At 60.1% G+C, this 16721-nt stretch carries 16 protein-coding genes; 10 read left to right on the top strand and 6 right to left on the bottom strand.

The genetic code is table 11. From position 1 onward, the window contains the following. The first annotated feature begins 41 nt into the window (after nt 1-41). Nucleotides 42-377: a YnfA family protein gene (locus ABIB48_RS16745; RefSeq protein ID WP_354213683.1), complete on the top strand. Its 336-nt coding sequence runs from the start codon at nt 42-44 to the stop codon at nt 375-377. Between the two features lie 164 nt (nt 378-541). Next, complete coding sequence (locus tag ABIB48_RS16740) at nt 542-952, top strand: NUDIX hydrolase (RefSeq protein ID WP_354213682.1); 411 nt, start codon at nt 542-544, stop codon at nt 950-952. A gap of 76 nt (nt 953-1028) precedes the next feature. Here ABIB48_RS16740 and ABIB48_RS16735 read toward each other — a convergent pair whose 3' ends face one another. After that, nucleotides 1029-2945, bottom strand: a complete 1917-nt coding sequence (locus ABIB48_RS16735; RefSeq protein ID WP_354213681.1) for an ABC transporter ATP-binding protein — start codon at nt 2943-2945, stop codon at nt 1029-1031. Between the two features lie 273 nt (nt 2946-3218). Here ABIB48_RS16735 and ABIB48_RS16730 point away from each other — a divergent pair, with 273 nt between their 5' ends. From ABIB48_RS16730 to ABIB48_RS16715, 4 genes are all read left to right on the top strand, one after another. Further along, nucleotides 3219-4031: an amino acid ABC transporter substrate-binding protein gene (locus ABIB48_RS16730; RefSeq protein WP_315914319.1), complete on the top strand. Its 813-nt coding sequence runs from the start codon at nt 3219-3221 to the stop codon at nt 4029-4031. A 32-nt stretch (nt 4032-4063) separates the two neighbouring features. Then, nucleotides 4064-4723, top strand: coding sequence for an amino acid ABC transporter permease (locus ABIB48_RS16725; protein WP_354213680.1), 660 nt, complete (start codon nt 4064-4066; stop codon nt 4721-4723). After that, nucleotides 4710-5507 (top strand): amino acid ABC transporter ATP-binding protein, encoded by a 798-nt coding sequence (locus ABIB48_RS16720; RefSeq protein ID WP_354213679.1) that lies wholly within the window; start codon nt 4710-4712, stop codon nt 5505-5507. The genes ABIB48_RS16725 and ABIB48_RS16720 overlap by 14 nt, the downstream gene beginning before the upstream one ends. A 133-nt stretch (nt 5508-5640) precedes the next feature. Beyond that, the gene (locus ABIB48_RS16715) at nt 5641-6060 is read left to right on the top strand and encodes a hypothetical protein (RefSeq protein WP_354213678.1); all 420 of its coding nucleotides are present in this window, start codon (nt 5641-5643) and stop codon (nt 6058-6060) included. A gap of 3 nt (nt 6061-6063) precedes the next feature. Here ABIB48_RS16715 and fdhD read toward each other — a convergent pair whose 3' ends face one another. Next, on the bottom strand, nt 6064-6897 hold the full coding sequence (gene fdhD / locus ABIB48_RS16710; protein ID WP_354213677.1) for a formate dehydrogenase accessory sulfurtransferase FdhD: 834 nt from the start codon (nt 6895-6897) through the stop codon (nt 6064-6066). A gap of 67 nt (nt 6898-6964) precedes the next feature. On the opposite strand from fdhD, the gene ABIB48_RS16705 reads away from it, so the two are divergent. Beyond that, entirely contained in the window at nt 6965-9298 is a 2334-nt protein-coding gene (locus ABIB48_RS16705) for an FdhF/YdeP family oxidoreductase (protein ID WP_354213676.1), read from the top strand. Between the two features lie 651 nt (nt 9299-9949). Beyond that, nucleotides 9950-10663, top strand: a complete 714-nt coding sequence (locus tag ABIB48_RS16700) for a putative endonuclease domain-containing protein (RefSeq protein WP_354213675.1) — start codon at nt 9950-9952, stop codon at nt 10661-10663. Between the two features lie 117 nt (nt 10664-10780). On the opposite strand, the gene ABIB48_RS16695 is transcribed toward ABIB48_RS16700, so the two are convergent. The 3 genes from ABIB48_RS16695 to ABIB48_RS16685 are packed head-to-tail and all read right to left on the bottom strand — an operon-like array spanning nt 10781 to nt 13106. Further along, nucleotides 10781-12067 carry a molybdopterin molybdotransferase MoeA gene (locus ABIB48_RS16695; protein ID WP_354213674.1) on the bottom strand — a complete coding sequence of 429 codons (1287 nt, stop codon included), beginning with the start codon at nt 12065-12067 and terminating at the stop codon, nt 10781-10783. 10 nt (nt 12068-12077) lie between these two features. Beyond that, the gene (locus tag ABIB48_RS16690; protein ID WP_354213673.1) at nt 12078-12416 is read right to left on the bottom strand and encodes a DUF6457 domain-containing protein; all 339 of its coding nucleotides are present in this window, start codon (nt 12414-12416) and stop codon (nt 12078-12080) included. Nucleotides 12417-12419: 3 nt separating this feature from the next. Beyond that, the gene (locus ABIB48_RS16685) at nt 12420-13106 is read right to left on the bottom strand and encodes an NTP transferase domain-containing protein (protein WP_354213672.1); all 687 of its coding nucleotides are present in this window, start codon (nt 13104-13106) and stop codon (nt 12420-12422) included. A 174-nt stretch (nt 13107-13280) separates the two neighbouring features. On the opposite strand from ABIB48_RS16685, the gene ABIB48_RS16680 reads away from it, so the two are divergent. Further along, nucleotides 13281-13961, top strand: coding sequence for a TetR/AcrR family transcriptional regulator (locus ABIB48_RS16680; RefSeq protein ID WP_170120878.1), 681 nt, complete (start codon nt 13281-13283; stop codon nt 13959-13961). A gap of 139 nt (nt 13962-14100) precedes the next feature. Beyond that, nucleotides 14101-15780 (top strand): MDR family MFS transporter, encoded by a 1680-nt coding sequence (locus ABIB48_RS16675; RefSeq protein WP_354213671.1) that lies wholly within the window; start codon nt 14101-14103, stop codon nt 15778-15780. Between the two features lie 141 nt (nt 15781-15921). Here the strand turns inward: ABIB48_RS16675 and ABIB48_RS16670 are convergent, their stop codons facing one another. Further along, on the bottom strand, nt 15922-16719 hold the full coding sequence (locus ABIB48_RS16670) for an NlpC/P60 family protein (RefSeq protein ID WP_315914328.1): 798 nt from the start codon (nt 16717-16719) through the stop codon (nt 15922-15924). Nucleotides 16720-16721: the final 2 nt, after the last annotated feature.

Raw genomic sequence — 16721 nt, 5'->3', positions numbered from 1 at the left:
GGCACAATTTCAGCAAGTGCCCGGCAAGGGATGATAGAGCCATGAGCATTGCGAAAACCATCATCTTGTTCGCCCTGGCTGCGGTTGCCGAAATTGGCGGAGCCTGGCTCATTTGGCAGGCCGTGCGCGAGGACAAGTCATGGTGGTGGGCTGCCTTAGGCGTCATGGCGCTCGGTGCGTACGGTTTCATTGCCGCCCAGCAGGCCGACGCCAACTTTGGCAGGGTCTTGGCCGCGTACGGCGGCGTGTTCATTGCCGGCTCGCTCATCTGCGGCATGGTGTTCGACAAGTTTTCGCCCGACCGCTGGGACGTGATCGGCGCCCTCATTGCGCTGCTCGGTGTCAGCGTCATCATGTTTGCCCCGAGAGCCGCCTAGCCATGCCCCGCCAACTCACTCCGCCATCCCGCCACCCCGCCGCCCTCTTTAGCGCTTTCTTGCCTGCCGTTCCCGGCGGCGCCGAACACGCACGTGCTTCAGATGTTGCCGCGGCCAGCGTCGGCAGGGTACGCGTCGTGGAGTTCCACGGTTAGGATCAACAGGTGAAAAATGTTCTCAAAGTTTCTGCCGTGTGTGTCTACGATCTCTCCGGGCGGCTCCTGACCGTCCGGAAACAGGGCACCACCAAGTTCATGCATCCCGGCGGCAAGCCGGAGCGCGGCGAAACTGCCGCTGAGGCTGGTGTCAGAGAACTGTCCGAGGAAGTCGGACTCCACCTTGCCGCCGTGGACCTTGAACTCATCGGTGTATGGACCGGCACGGCCGCCAATGAGGCAAATACAGACATTGAGGCGACAGTGTTCACCGCACCAGGGCGCTGGGACGCAGATGCAGTGATTCCGGCAGCCGAAATCGCGGAGCTGCGCTGGATGCATCTGGAAGCGGCTGGGGACTTCGATGACCTTGCCCCGCTCCTTACCGAGTACGTGCTCCCCCGCCTCCACAAGGCCTAAGGCACCTGGCGCGTATCCGGTTACCCACCTTTTCTCACGGATCTATTCGGGCTGGATCTATTCGGGCTGGATCGATTCACGCTGGATCGGGTGAGGCAGACTGCGGTGAGCTGGCGTCAGCCACAGCCTCAACGGCTTGGGCAAACTGAGTGTCATGGAGCTCGGCGTAGCGCCCGCCCCTACCAATGAGCTCCTCATGCGTGCCGCGTTCTACTATGTTCCCGCCTTCAAGGACCAGAATCATGTCTGCGGCACGGATGGTGGAGAGCCGGTGCGCAATGACCAACGCTGTTCGCCCCTCAAGCGCCTCACCCAAGGCAATCTGGACGGCGGCCTCATTCGTGGAGTCAAGGGCGGCGGTTGCCTCATCCAAAATGACCACGGCGGGCTGCACCAGCAGCAGCCGGGCAATGGTCAGGCGCTGACGCTCGCCGCCGGAAAGCCGGTAGCCGCGCTCGCCCACCACGGTGTCCAAACCATCAGGCAGGGCCTGGGCAAACGCCGAGAGCCGGGCCCGGTGCAGCACATCCCAAATCTCCGCATCCGTGGCCGAAGGCTTGGCCAGGCGCAGGTTGGAGCGGATACTTTCGTGGAACAAGTGCCCGTCCTGGGTGACCATACCAACTCCGGCGCGCAGTCCGTCAAAGGACAGTTCCCGCACGTCAACGCCGCCCAAGCGCACGGTGCCGGAATCGACGTCGTACAGCCTTGAGAGCAGCTGCGCAATGGTGGACTTGCCGGCGCCGGAAGAGCCCACCAGCGCGATAGTTTGGCCTGGCTCGGCACGGAAGGAAATGCCATGCAAAACCTCCTCGCCCCCGCGGGTATCAAGCACGGCAACATCCTCCAGCGAGGCCAGCGAGACCTTGTCGGCGGAGGGGTACCCGAAGCGAACATTGCTAAATTCCACGCCCAGCGGACCGGCGGGCAGAGGAACGGTGGAGGGCTTTTCGGCGATCAGCGGCTTCAAATCGAGGATCTCAAACACGCGGTCAAAGCTGACCAGCGCGCTCATGATGTCCACGCGGGCGTTGGCCAGCGCGGTGAGCGGGGCATAGAGGCGGGTCAACAGCAGGGCCAGCACCACGACGTCGCCCGCGTTAAGCGCGCCACCGATGGCCAAGGAGCCACCCAAGCCATACACGAGCGCAAGGGCAAGGGAGGAAACAAGCATCAGCGCCGTGAAGAACACAAACTGCATGACAGCTGTGCGCACCCCAATCTCGCGGACCCGGTTGGCCCGGGAAGCGAACTCTCGGGATTCCTCGGCCGGGCGGCCAAACAGCTTGACCAAGGTGGCCCCGGGTGCGGAGAAACGCTCGGTCATCTGCGTGCTCATGTCCGCGTTCAGGTCAGCAGCCTCGCGCCGCAACCCGGCCAGTGTGGCACCAAAACGGCGGGCCGGAATGAGGAAGATTGGCAACAGGACCAGCGCCAGCAACGTCACCAGCCACGAGGTGTTCAGCATGACAATCAGCGTCAAAATCAGCTGCACAGAGTTGGACACAATCCCGGACAGGGTCCCGGAGAAGGCCTGCTGGGCGCCAATGACGTCATTGTTGAGCCTGCTGACCAGCGCGCCCGTGCGGGTCCGGGTGAAGAACGCAATGGGCATTCGCTGGACATGGTCAAAAACGGCGGTGCGCAGGTCCAAAATGACGCCTTCGCCCAGATTCGCTGAAATCCAACGGATAATCAGCGACAACCCGGCGTCCAGCACCGCCACAATCGCAATGAGCACGGCCAGGCGCAGCACCACGTCCACGGCAGTTTTAGCCACAATGGCATCGATGACCTGACCGGCCAACACCGGGGTGGCCACGGCCAGCGCTGCGGAGATCACCGACAGCACCACAAATATCAGCAGTTTCCGGCTGTAGGGCTTAGCAAAGAGGACTGTCCGGCGAAGCGTGTCCTTCGCAATTCCGCCGTTGGACTTGTCCGAACGCATGGTGCTCCAAAGTGAGCTCCAAGCCGCGCCTTCCATACTCATGCGTGTGTTCCTAATCATTAAGAGGTCAAGCTACAAGTTTAACCTCCGGGGCCGTCACAGAAATTCCCGGCACCTAATTCCTCTGCCAGCCCAGCCCAGCCAGACAAGGCAAGGAATTGCGTGAGTCAAATCACCTACGTCACAATTGCGTAATATACGGAAATATTTAGTCTTTGTTTATCCGTCCCCGGTGGTAGCGTCCACGTTATAGGCAGACCGTGGCCCACCCTTTTCACGGCACGCTTTAACTTCTCGACAAAGGAAACCCGCACCATGAATCGTCGCAGCCTTGGACTCGTTGGCATACTCGCAGCAGCTTCATTGGCCCTTGCAGCCTGCGGCGGCGGAACCGGAGGCGGCAGCCCGGCTCCGGGAACGGACACCTCGTTGAGTAGCATCAAGGACGCTGGCACCATCACCTTCGCCACCGAGGGAACGTATAAGCCCTTCAGTTTCCATGAGGGTGGCTCCGGCCCGTTGACAGGGTACGACGTCGATGTTGCCACGGCTGTTGCGGGCAAGCTCGGCGTTAAGGCCAAGTTTGAGGAGACCCAGTTCGATTCCATCTTTGCCGGCCTTGAAGCCAACCGCTTCGACGCCGTAGCCAATCAGGTGACCATTAACCCCGTCCGCCAGGAAAAGTATGATCTTTCCATCCCTTACACGGTTTCCCAGGGTGTCATTGTGGTCCAGGACAGCACCACGGACATCACCTCTTTTGCCGATCTCAAGGGCAAGACTACCGCTCAGTCCTTGACCAGCAACTGGTACACCCTGGCCACCGATTCCGGCGCCAAGGTTGAAGCCGTTGAGGGTTGGGCCCAGTCAGTGTCCCTTCTCAAGGATGGCCGGGTAAATGCCATTGTCAATGACAAACTCACGTTCCTTGACTACCAGCACAGCAACCCGAACTCGGGCTTGAAGATTGCCGCAACCACCAAAGAATCCTCAGACTCTGCCTTCGCCTTCCGCAAAGGTTCCACAGCCCTGACTAATGCCGTCAACACCGCTTTGAAGGATCTCTCCGCAGACGGCACCTTGGCTAAGTTGAGCGAGAAGTACTTCGGTGCGGATGTCAGCAAGTAATCGGGTGGCAGACCGGAGATTAGAGTTCAGCCATGGACTTTAGTTTATTTTGGAGTTCCCTGGGACCGCTGCTCCTGGGCGCTATTCAGGGCACCATCCCGCTTACTCTGGCTTCCTTCGCCCTGGGGCTGATGATCGCCCTGGTGATCGCCGTGATGCGCATCAGCCCTAACAAGCTGGCCAGCGCAGTGGCTCGGGTCTACATCTCAGTTATTCGCGGGACCCCCCTGCTGGTTCAGTTGTTTGTTATTTTCTATGGTCTGCCTGCGGTGGGCGTGAAGATTGACCCGTGGCCCAGCGCCATCATCGCCTTCTCGCTGAATGTGGGAGGTTACGCGGCGGAGATCATTCGGGCCGCCATCCTCTCCGTGCCGCGCGGCCAATGGGAGGCCGGGCATATGATTGGCATGTCCCGGAACCAGGCCCTGGTGCGGATCATTCTGCCGCAGGCTGCGCGCGTATCCGTGCCGCCGCTGTCCAACACGTTCATCTCGCTCGTGAAGGACACGTCCCTGGCCTCGTTGATCCTTGTTACGGAGATGTTCCGGGTGGCGCAGCAGGTGGCCGCGTTCAGTCAGGAATTTATGTTGCTCTACCTCGAGGCCGCCCTGATTTACTGGGTCATCTGCCTCATCTTGTCAACGGCCCAAACCAGCCTGGAAAAGAGATTGGACCGCTATGTTGCCCACTGATTTTGCTCTTCAGGTCCGCGGCGTGACCAAGTCTTTCGGCGCCAACACAGTGCTGCGCGGCATCGATCTGGATGTGCCTCGGGGCAAGGTGGTGGCGCTGATTGGGCCTTCGGGGTCCGGCAAGACCACCATGCTGCGTTCCCTCAACGGCCTTGAAATTCCCGACGCCGGATCCGTCACCGTGGGTGCTGGGGCCACTTCGGGGCTACCTGCACTGAGTGTTGATTTCAGTACCCCCGTGTCTAAGAAGGCTCGAGCCGAGCAGATTTCACTGTTGCGCGACCGCAGCGCCATGGTCTTCCAGCAATACAATCTGTTTCCGCATATGACTGTCCTGCAAAATGTCATTGAGGGCCCCGTTCAGGTGCAGAAACGTCCCCGTGAAGAGGCTGTTGCGGATGCTGAAGCGTTGCTGACCCGGGTGGGGTTGGCGGACAAACGCGACGCCTATCCCTTTGAGCTCTCCGGCGGACAGCAGCAACGGGTGGGGATTGTTCGTGCCCTTGCTTTGAAACCGCAGCTGCTGCTCTTCGACGAGCCCACCTCCTCTCTGGACCCCGAGCTGGTGGATGACGTCTTGGCCGTCATCAAAGAATTGGCAGAGGAAGGCTGGACCATGGTCATTGTCACCCACGAGCTGGCTTTTGCCCGGCAGATGGCCGACGAGGTGGTTTTCATGGACGGTGGTGTGGTGGTGGAACGCGGGCCCGCCAGCCAAGTGCTGCGCAAGCCGCAGGAGGAACGCACTCAGGCGTTTGTGCGCCGGCTGCTGCACGAGCTCTAAGCCGTTGGGTCCACAGCCGGACCCGTCGTTTTGTGCCGATTGCAGAGGCATCCGCTACCAAGAAATCCATCACGGACGAGCCGCCTAAGGTCTCGTCCAGAGACGCCAATTTCAGCCACTAACTGTAAGGGTGATGAATAGTATGTTGCGCAAGTTTGTCAGTCTCGTGCTTGTGGGACTTCTAACGTGGACCTTGGGCTCATGCGGTGCTGGCAACCCCCAGAAAGCCGGGGAATCCTTTGGCGTTGCGGCCACTGCTGCTCTCGACGCTGTTTCAGGTGTTGAGAAAAACAGCATCAGGTACACAGATCCCGGCGGCTTGGGCGCCACCGTCACGGCCAGAGTCACGGCTTCCCCGTCTGCTGATCTGGAAACAGTCATGGGCGATTCGCTCCGGGCATTCGCGGAATCGGCGGGTTCAATCAAACCGCTGGTCCCCGTGTATTTCTATGTTTTCCCGAAAGGCGCAGAAGAGAACGGCATCCGCCCTGATGCACTCGGTCTGGCTCAATCCCCCACCATGGATGAGATCCGCGAGTTCACGAACAGGTAGGGCTTAGCCCACGCGCCCTGGATGCGTGTAGATGTTCATGGTGGCGCCGCGGCTGAACCCCACCAAGGTCACACCACTGTTGTGGGCCAGTTCTACGGCCAAGGATGAGGGTGCACTCACGGCAGCGAGCACCGGCACCCCCGCCATCGCGGCCTTCTGGACGAGCTCAAACGAGGCTCGTCCCGAAACCTGCAAGATGATGTTGCGCAGCGGCAGTTGTTTCTCCCGGAAGGCCGCACCCACCACTTTGTCCACGGCGTTGTGCCGCCCCACGTCCTCCCGGAGCGAAAGCAGTTCCCCGTCCGGGGCAAACAACCCTGCCGCGTGGACACCGCCGGTCTTCTCGAAGAGCTTCTGCTCCCTGCGCAGAAGCTCTGGCAGACTGGCCAGCACCGAGGCTGAGATCAGTACCTCATCCACGTCTGAGGTGAGCTTGAAGTGTGTTGACTTGTGCACGGCCTCAATGGAGGCTGTGCCGCAAATTCCGCAGGCACTGGAGGTGGTGATATGGCGCTGGGCCGAAGGTAGCGGCATGGCCACATCGGGGCGCAACTGGGCCTCTACAACATTGAAGGTCTGCTGCCCATTCTCATCCTCGCCAGCACAAAAACGCAGGGAAATCAGCTGTTCCGGCTCATAAATGAGACCCTCGGAGACAAGGAATCCTGCCACAAGGTCAAAGTCGTCGCCGGGGGTTCGCATGGTGACAGAAAATGATTCGTGGCCAAGCCGAATTTCCAGAGGTTCCTCCACAGCCAGCGATTCCTCACGCACAATACGGCGATTATCGGCCACACTGACCTTGGTGGCCTTGACTCTGCGGATGAGCCGTCCCATAAAAATCCTTTCAAAAAAACTAAAGCGTAAGATCTACACTAGATGCTCCACGATGAAGGGATCCATCATGGCTGGCAAAGCGCCCCAGGAAAACATTGACGAACAAAAGCTCTCCGTTGGCAAAGTGCAAAAGAAGGCCGTGGGCATTCCCGGCATTTTGCACTCCATGGAGGTCTCACTGAACCAAATGGGTGCACTCCGCACGGCTCAAACCCTGTTAAAACTCAATCAGAAGGACGGCTTCGACTGTCCAGGTTGTGCTTGGCCGGATCCGGACAAGCGGCACACGGCAGAGTTCTGCGAAAACGGTGCCAAGGCGGTAGCCGAGGAAGCCACGAAGAGGCGCGTGCCGCCGTCGTTCTTTGCAGAGCACAGTGTGAGCGAGCTGCGGGAATGGGATGACTTCCGGCTGGGCCAGCAAGGCCGACTCACTGACCCCATGTACCTGGCCGAGGGCAGCGATCACTACGTCCCCGTCACCTGGGAGAGGGCGCTGGGGATCCTTGCGGATGAACTCAAGGCGCTGGCGGACCCCAATGAGGCCATCTTTTACACCTCGGGACGCACCTCCAATGAGGCGGCGTTCCTGTACCAGCTCATGGTGCGCGGGCTGGGTACCAACAACCTGCCGGATTGCTCCAACATGTGTCACGAATCCAGCGGATCTGCCCTGACGGAGACCATTGGCATTGGCAAGGGTTCGGTGTCACTGGAGGATATGTACAAGGCCGAGCTGATCATCATCGCTGGTCAAAACCCGGGCACAAACCACCCCCGCATGCTCTCTGCGCTGGAAAAGGCCAAGAAAAACGGGGCTGTCATTGTGGCCGTGAACCCGCTCCCCGAGGCGGGGCTCATGCGCTTTGAGAACCCGCAAACTATTCGTGGACTCGTGGGCGGCGGCACCGCCTTGGCGGACGATTTTCTGCAGATCAAGCTTGGTGGAGATCAGGCGTTGTTCCAAGGTCTGGGCAAGTTTCTGCTCGAGGAACAGCGCCGTCCGGGCTCACCCAATACCGGCCGCGTCTTTGACACCGCGTTCATCGAGAGCCACACCACAGGCCTGGAAGACTATTTAGCACAGCTGGATAAAGTGAGCTGGGAAGAGATCGTCACAGCAACGGGCCTCACCGAAGCGCAGATCCGCACCACCGGCGAACGTCTCATTGCGTCCAAGGCAACCGTGGTCTGCTGGGCCATGGGGCTGACCCAACACAAGCACTCGGTGGCCATGCTCCGTGACGTTGTCAACGTTCTGCTGCTGCAGGGCAACATTGGTAAGCCCGGCGCCGGTGTCTGCCCCGTCCGCGGTCACTCCAACGTCCAGGGCGATAGGACCATGGGCATTTTTGAGCGCATGCCAGCCTCCTTCCTGGATGCGCTCGACGCAGAATTCTCCTTCGCCTCTCCGCGCCCAGACGGCTTTGATACCGTGGCCGCCATCGAGGCGATGCGTGATGGCAAGGCTGGAGTCTTCGTAGGCATGGGTGGTAACTTTGTCCGTGCCACACCGGATTCTTCAGTCACCGAGGCCGCCCTGAACAAGCTCTCCCTGACGGCGCAAATCTCTACCAAACTCAATAAGTCCCACCTGATCACGGGCCGCTCGGCGCTTATTCTGCCCACCCTGGGCCGCACCGAGCGCGATACCCAGGCCAGTGGCGATCAGCGCGTCACAGTGGAGGACTCCATGAGCGCCGTACACGCCTCACGCGGGCGTCTCACACCGGCGTCGGGCATGCTGCTCTCCGAGGTGGCCATTGTCTGCCAGCTTGCCAAGCTGCTGTTTTCCACAGACGACGGCGGCACCCGTCCCAATGCGCCCGTGGCCGACTGGGATGCGCTGGCAGGGAACTACAGCCTGATCCGCTCCCACATTGCTGCAGTGGTCCCCGGATTCGAGGACTTCGAGGCGAAGATCGACGTGCCCGGCGGCTTTGTGTTGCCGCACGGCCCGCGTGATTCCCGCACCTTCACCACGGATTCCGGCCTGGCACATTTCACGGGCAATGAGATGGAGTACCCGCGGGTTCCGGCGGGGCGGCTGCTGCTGCAGACCCTGCGCTCCCACGACCAGTACAACACCACCATTTACGGCAAGGATGACCGCTACCGCGGCATCAAGAATGGACGCCGCGTGGTGTTCGTAAACCAGAAGGATCTGGACACCTTCGGCCTTGCCGACGGCGCCATGGTTGATCTGGTCTCCGAGTGGAAGGACGGGGTGGATCGCCGCGCACCGGGCTTCCGTGTGGTGGCGTATTCCACGCCCGTGGGCTGCGCCGCAGCGTACTATCCCGAGACGAATGTGCTGGTTCCACTGGATTCAAAGGCCGATGTCAGCGGAACTCCCACGTCAAAGTCAGTGGTGATCCGGCTGGAGCCAGTCACCGCCGATTGATCCCGTCACCGCTGATTCAGCCCGCCGGAATCAGCGCCCAGCGCTGTTTGTTCCCGCCGGAATCGGGGCCCACCGCTGATTCAGCCCGCCGGAATCAGGCCAGTGGATCGTGGGCAGCACTGTCCTAGTGCTCACACTCGCCATTTCTTCCCGTTCCGCCCCACTCCGCCAGCATTCCTCCCTTGATCCGTGAGAAAAGGTCGCTTTCACGGGTGAGAGCGACCTTTTCTCACGGATCAATTTCGGATAGCGGCGACTCGGACTTCGGGCATCTCTCCCTTCTTTCCTCCACAGCAGCAGCGCTTTGCCAAGTGATGCACAAAAGCCACGAGCTAGCTGGGATGCGCCGCCTAAATGGTCCTCAATAAGGACATGAGAAATCCACAGCAGCTCCCCTGGAACCTGGCCGGGAAGCCATTCACACTGACTCAAGCCCGCCAAGCCGGTATAAGCCGAGGTAGAACCCGGGCCTCAGACCTGTGGACACCATGCCGGGAAGTACGTATGCCTCAAGGCATGAACGTTAGCCTCCTTGATAGCTGCCGGGCCATCACGTCCGTGACTAGCTCAAGTCTCATCAGCCACATCACAGCAGCAAAGCTTCATCAATTCCGGCTCCCCCTCCGGTATCTCACTAATGAAGAGATCCACTTGTCCAAGAATCTTGGACAAGGCAGACCACAGCGCAGCCGAGTTCACGGTCATGAGCTGTCCCTGACCACCCGTGATTACGCCATGGTTGAAGGTATTCCCGTCACATCCGTTCAAAGAACGCTGGTGGACATTGCAGCAATTCTCACGGTCAATGAACTGGTTGCTGTTGCCGACCAGATCGTTTGTGCCCATAACCTGCATTTTGGTCCCAGAAAGCTCCCGCTAGTGGAAATCAGTGAACTGAATGCGTACATTGCCCAGCACCCACACCAGCGCGGCATACGCACGCTCACGGCAGCCATGAAGCTGGTGCGGGTGGGCGCAGATTCAGCACCGGAGACCCAGCTCAGGCTGTCCATCCAACGTTCAGGGCTCCCAGAATTCATCTGTAACTTTGAAATTAGGGATAATGCCGGGAACCCTAAAATTGCTCCAGATTTGTCATGCCCTCGGTACCGTACGTGCGCAGAATATGATGGCGCACATCATCTAAGTGCCGAACAACAATCAAAGGACCATGACCGCAACTTTCTCACCAGTACGCTGGGGTGGCACCAGGCCGTGATCAACAAGAACGATATGGGAAATGGCGCCCGAGTCGCAATTATCAAAATAGCGCGGATGCTAGTTCTCGGCGGGTGGAATGATCCGGAAAATTTGGCCAAAGGCTCACTGCTTGGCCAGCTGCATGTCCGCAAGGACGTCTTCTGAGAATTCACCCGTGAGAAAAGGCTGCTCTAGCCCCACAGAGCAACCTTTTCTCACGGGTCAATGCAGCGCTGGGCGCTCATCCAGCCGGGCAAGCGAATTCAACTTCCGTGACGGTGTTTACTTCCACGGCAGGTGCATGGCAGGCAAACTCTCACCCATCTTGGCTCCGTGCGGCAACACCGCCATGAGGCCATCGGCCGCTGCGAGTCCGCGCATCATGGCGGAGTCCGTATGGGCACAAGGTGAGGCCAGGCCGTACACCAGCCGGTAGGGCATGAGCCGGGTGGGCCCGTGGAATTCTTTGATGGGCGCTCCACACCGCACCTCTGTCAACGCAGGCTTCGCCATACTACCGAGCCGCGCCAGCAGCGGCGCTCCCAAGGTCATGAGCCCCACCATGGCCGCCAACGGGTTCCCCGGCAAGCCTACAATGAAGCGCCCATCCGGCAGTTCCGCCAGCAGGGTGGGGTGTCCGGGACGCATGGCGATCTGCGGGACGTGAAAAATTCCGCCCATGGCCGTGATGGCTGCACGCAGGAAATCGGCGCTGGAATGTCCTGTTGCGCCCGTGGTAATTACGACGTCGGCCGGGTCCTCTTCGTCGTCGGCCAGCGCATCCAGCATGGAGACAAGGTTATCTGCGGCCCGTTGCAGGCCCACTACGGTACCGCCCAGTAGGCTGAGAACGGCGCCCAGCTGAGGCGAGAAGGCATCCCGTACAAAACCAGGTTCAGGCACTCCTGCGGACACCACCTCATCTCCCGTCAGGACAATCTTGACGGCGGGCCGCCCCATCACGGGAAGTTCGTCGAGTCCGCCCAGGGCGGCCAGTGATACGTGTGCCGGGTTCAGCATGACTCCTGCCTTGATCAGCAATTCCGCTTCAGCAGCCTCCTGACCAGCAGGGCGGATGTGCTGGCCGTTTTTTGGCTCTCCCGGACGGGCACCAGCCCCACGCACCAAAATCGGCAGGCCATCCTCGTCGGTGGAGATCTCGCCCGATTCGCTGCGCAGCACAGCCTTGGCGCCGGGAGGAATCAGCCCACCGGTGACTATAGGTGCGGCCTGCCCCGGGGTGATCCGACTGCCCTTCTCGGCCAGAATCCATGGCGGACTCCCCGCAACCGCCCACCCATCCATGGCTGAGGATGCATAGTGTGGCATGGCGTGGCAGGAGACTACATCTGCCGCGAGAATTCGCCCCACAGCCAGTGCGAGTGGAACAGTGTGGGCAGCCAAAGGACGGGCCACACTCCACGCGTGATCGCGGGCTTCGATCCACGTAAGGGGCAGCGCCCGCGACTTCGCAGCCTGCGCGGCAACCCCGTCAGCGGCTGTTGCCTGGGCAACCCCCTCAGGGGCATCTCCGGCAACCTCCCCGGCTGCCATACTGGCACGATTCATCTTGGTCGCCCTATTGTCCTGCGGAGTCAGTGGAGTCAGTAGCGCCTGCGGAGTCAGTGGCGCCAGTGGCGTCTTCAGCCGCGGGCGCCTGTGCTGCCGCCAACTGCTTCGCCATCCGAAGAGTTACCTTCATGGCTGCCTCCTCGGTAGCCTGGCCCGAACCTGCTGCCAAACCGGCAGCCAACCCGGCAATGAAGGTGGTCAGCGGTGCTGCCGGACGCACGATTGAATGCGCCGCAACCCCTGCCACGTTTAAGACAGCGTGCACGTCGACCTCAAGGTCACCAATTTCAAAGGCATCCAGCAATGTTTGCGTCCACTTTTGCAATAATTCGTCGTGATCTTCCAACGCTCATCCTTCCGCAGCGGGCGGCCCGGCCGCGATCCCCTGCGAACGGGCGTCCGCCCAAGTATCAATGTCTGCCGTCAGCTGCGCTGGTACAGCAACCTCCAACATGTTCAGCCTAGCAATCAGGGAGAAAACCGAAGCATTCTCCAGTCTGTGTGATGCCCGCGCCGCATCAGCCGCCGCACGTAGTTCCGCCAGCGGGTAGATGGCCGCCAACGGCTGCTGCTTGCCCGCAGCCACAGCCATGACCCCCTCACCGGGCGAACAATCAGCAAGTTTTGCCACCAAAAAACGTGCCACCTCGCCAGCATGGGGCATGTCGCAGGCAAGGACTAAAACATGCCCGGACTCTCCTGCCAAAGCTCCTGTACCCGCAGCAATGCCGGCCGCCGGACCGCAATAGGGCGGGTTCTCCTGCACCGCCACCGCCTGCCCGCAGTGTTTGGCAGTTGCCAGCCAGCCAGCAATCTTCTCCACTGGACCCACGACGGCGATGCCACCGTCGCCTTGTCCTGCCCCGGACGCCGTGGTCCGGTGGGCTGCGATGACGCACGCGGCAGCGTCCACCGTGCGTGCCAGTAGCGTTTGTTCCTCGAGCATGAGCCCCGCTTTGGCCACCCCGCCCAGTCTTCGCGAGAGTCCGCCGGCCAGGATCAGGGCGTGCAAATCTCCTCCGTCAATGTCAGTCATGGGGCCATAGTATCGGCACTGAGCAGCTGAGAATTCTCCACACCCTCAAGAGCTCAGCGAAAAATGAAAAAGTATTTGTGCACTCATTGCAAATTTGCAGGAACTGCAATTATTCTGATTTTGTGCCCAACGGAACAGCGTGGCACAGACTGCGCACCTTATTTTGGAGCCGTCATGAAAATTGATCTGCCGAACCACACAGCATCTCAACTCTGCTCCGATGATGATTCCGATCAGCATTCTTTGCGGAGTAGAAAACGTGCCGCGACCCGCCTCACCATTCGCCGCGAAGCCATTGCACTGGGACTAGCCCACGGCTATGAAAACGTCACAGTGGAGATGATCTGTGCCGCAAGTACCGTCTCCCCGCGCACCTTCTTCAACTACTTTGGCAGCAAGGAAGGCGCCTACATTAGTGCCCATAAGCCACTGCCCACGGCGCAACAACACAGGGACTTCGTGGAAGGCGCCGGGCCCAGTGTGTTCCGTGAACTCTTTGAACTCATCTGCGGCACCTTCCTCGCAGCGGAAACGGATCTGGAACTGTTCCAGGGCAGGCACCGCCTCATCTACCAAACACCCGAGCTGTTAAATAGGGAAAAGTCCCGCATCAGTGAAATGGAAGAAATCTTTGCGGGGTACGTTCTGGAGCGTTTCCAGCACGAGGGGCGCAGCACCACGGACACCCCGGATCTCGAGGACGAGGCGCATATGGTGGTTGCCCTGGCCTCAGGGGCTCTGCGGTTTGCCTTGCAAAAATGGGTTGCTGGCAATTTCACCTCGACTAGGGAAACACTCATGCGCACCACCTCCGCACTGATCCAGCGGGTCACCACCAACGAACACTGGCCCTGAGCACTCAGGCGCCCGCCGCCTGGCCCGCCCCCAACGCAAAGCCGGCGTGACCGGCCAAGGCGACGGCACGGCGTCGTACTACTTTTGACAATAGATACCCAAAAACTCCTGCACATCATCCGGCCGCTAGGAATCAGCCATGACTTCAACTACCAAAATTGTGAATCCCCCCGCAGCATCGGATCGCCGCAGCATTCTCCTGGTTTTCGCAGGACTGATGTTGACCATGCTGTTGGCCTCCCTTGACCAAACAATTTTCAGCACGGCGCTTCCCACCATTGTTGGCGAGCTCAATGGCGTCAACGAGATGCTGTGGGTCATCACGATCTACATTTTGGCCTCCACCATCATGCTTCCCATTTACGGCAAACTGGGCGATCTCATGGGCCGTAAAGGCCTCTTCATTGGGGCCATCTCAGTGTTCATTCTCGGTTCGATCGTGGGCGGTCTGGCACCTGACATGACGTGGCTGATCATAGGCCGCGGTGTTCAGGGCCTCGGTGGCGGCGGTTTGATGCTGCTCTCTCAAGCCATCATTGCCGATGTTGTTCCCGCCCGTGAACGTGGCCGGTACATGGGTATCCTAGGTGGCGTGTTTGCCCTATCCTCGGTGGCCGGGCCGCTGCTGGGTGGCTGGTTCACCGACGGGATCGGCTGGCGGTGGGGCCTGTGGATGAACATCCCGCTGGGCTTGCTCGCCATTGTCTGCGCCATCTTCTTCCTGCGACTGCCGGCCCATCCAAAGGTTAAGGTCCGTGTGGATGTGGCTGGCATGGCACTTCTTGGCATCACCTCCACGCTTCTGGTACTGGTCAGTACGTGGGGCGGCACCAAGTACAGCTGGGGTTCCCCGCAGATCATTGGTATGAGTGCAGGCACGGTACTTGCCGCCTGCCTGTTCATCTGGGTGGAGAGCAGGGCTGAGCATCCCATCATGTCACTGCACCTCTTCAAGGACCGCAACTTTAACCTAACGACGGCGGCCGGGCTCATCACCGGAATTGCCATGTTCGGCACACTGGCCTACATGCCCACGTTCTTGCAGATGGTCACGGGAGCCAATGCCACCCAGGCAGGCTTCCTCATGATCCCCATGATGGCTGGCTTGCTGGTCACCTCGATCCTGTCGGGGCAGATCGTCAGCCGCACCGGACGGTACAAGTGGCTCCCTGTTGCGGGCATGTTCATTGTGGCTATTGCCTTGGTACTGCTCTCCACCATGTCCGCCACCATGGAGGTCTGGTTGATCTGCTGCTACCTGGCCCTTATGGGAATTGGACTGGGCACCTCAATGCAGATTCTGGTGTTGATTGTGCAAAACCAGTTCCCCAACTCGCAGGTTGGCATGGCCACCGCATCCAACAACTACTTCCGCCAGATCGGCGCTTCGCTGGGTTCTGCCGTGGTGGGGAGCCTCTTTGCTCACAGGCTGGCAACACTGCTGACAGAGCGTATCCCGGCTGGCGCGTCCGGCGGCAGCGGTAGCACCGGCATCAACTCTCTGACACCGGCTATAGTACGGGCGCTGCCTGAGCAATTGCGCACCGTGGTGATCGGCTCCTACAGTGACGCGCTGACACCCATCTTTGTTTACATGGTGCCGCTACTTGTGCTGGCCGGAATCCTGTTAATGTTCGTCAAGGAAATTCCGCTGGCCACCTCCATCCACCATGGCGGACCCGCCGAGGATGCCCAAGGCAGGGATGGGGTGGGTGCACACGGCGCCGACGCTGAGGGTGCCGGTCCGGAGGGTGCCGGTCCGGACGCTCTAGACGTGCCGGATCAGGAGCTCACTGTTCATCGCATACTCCCGGCTTAGACGCGCGGAATACTTCCCGGGTAGCCGGATGCTCACAGCGCTCGAATATTCAGGGACCGCGGGTACTCCCCGGATAGACGAGGGATTAAATGCCAAAGCCCCGTCGAATGACGGGGCTTTGAGCAAGAAAGCTGGTACTACTTAGTGACCCACTGCAATGAAGACCGGTGCCGAGGCTCCCGGTATGCTGGCTCCGGCGATCTGGGTGTTTCCCATGTAACCGCCGTGAACTGCCTGGCCGTTGCCAATGTAAACAGCAATGTGGGCCAGGCCCACGCCACCATCTGCATAGTAAATCAAGTCGCCGGGCTGGGCTTCGCCCTGGGATACTAGCCGGCCCTTGTTCAGGTAGTCACCAGGCCAGCCTACCCAGGAAATCCCTGCAGCAGACAGAGCGTTGCGGACCAGCGCGGTGCAGTCCTGAACCACACCAAGCTGAGCCAAGGCAGCGCTGGCAATGATTGAGCCGACTCCGCTATTGGCTACTACCTTGGGAGCTTCCGGCTCAGGGCTAGCAACGGTAAGCGTCGGAGCTGCTGCTGCTGTTGCTGCTTCTGCTACTGCAGGTGCTGCTACTGCTTCAACTTCGCTGGACTGGGCCTCTACAACTGCCGGCTCTTCAACTACTACAGGAGCCGGGGTGGAGGTGATAGCGGGGGTGGCGAAGGAAATCTTCACCGTGGATGCTGCCGTGATCGCGGAAGCAAGTTCCGTGTTCAGGTTCAGCGTGGTAGCACCGTCGGAAGCGCGCTCCACGGTGGGAGTTGCAGCGTTTGCGGCGATACCTGAAGTCAGTACCAATCCTGACGCTGCTGCGATTACAGCGGCCTGACGACCAACCCCACCGACATTGAAACTGACGGCTTTCGTGAGGGTGGAGATCGGACTGGTCTTAACAACCTCGGCGCGGTGGCGCCCAAGGGCAGTGTTTGAAGCCAAGA

It is taken from the genome of Arthrobacter sp. UYCu511, assembly GCF_040547105.1.
Lineage (GTDB): Bacteria > Actinomycetota > Actinomycetes > Actinomycetales > Micrococcaceae > Specibacter > Specibacter psychrochitiniphilus.
Note: the sequence above shows the minus strand (reverse complement) of the source record. Positions and strands in the feature narration are given on the sequence as shown.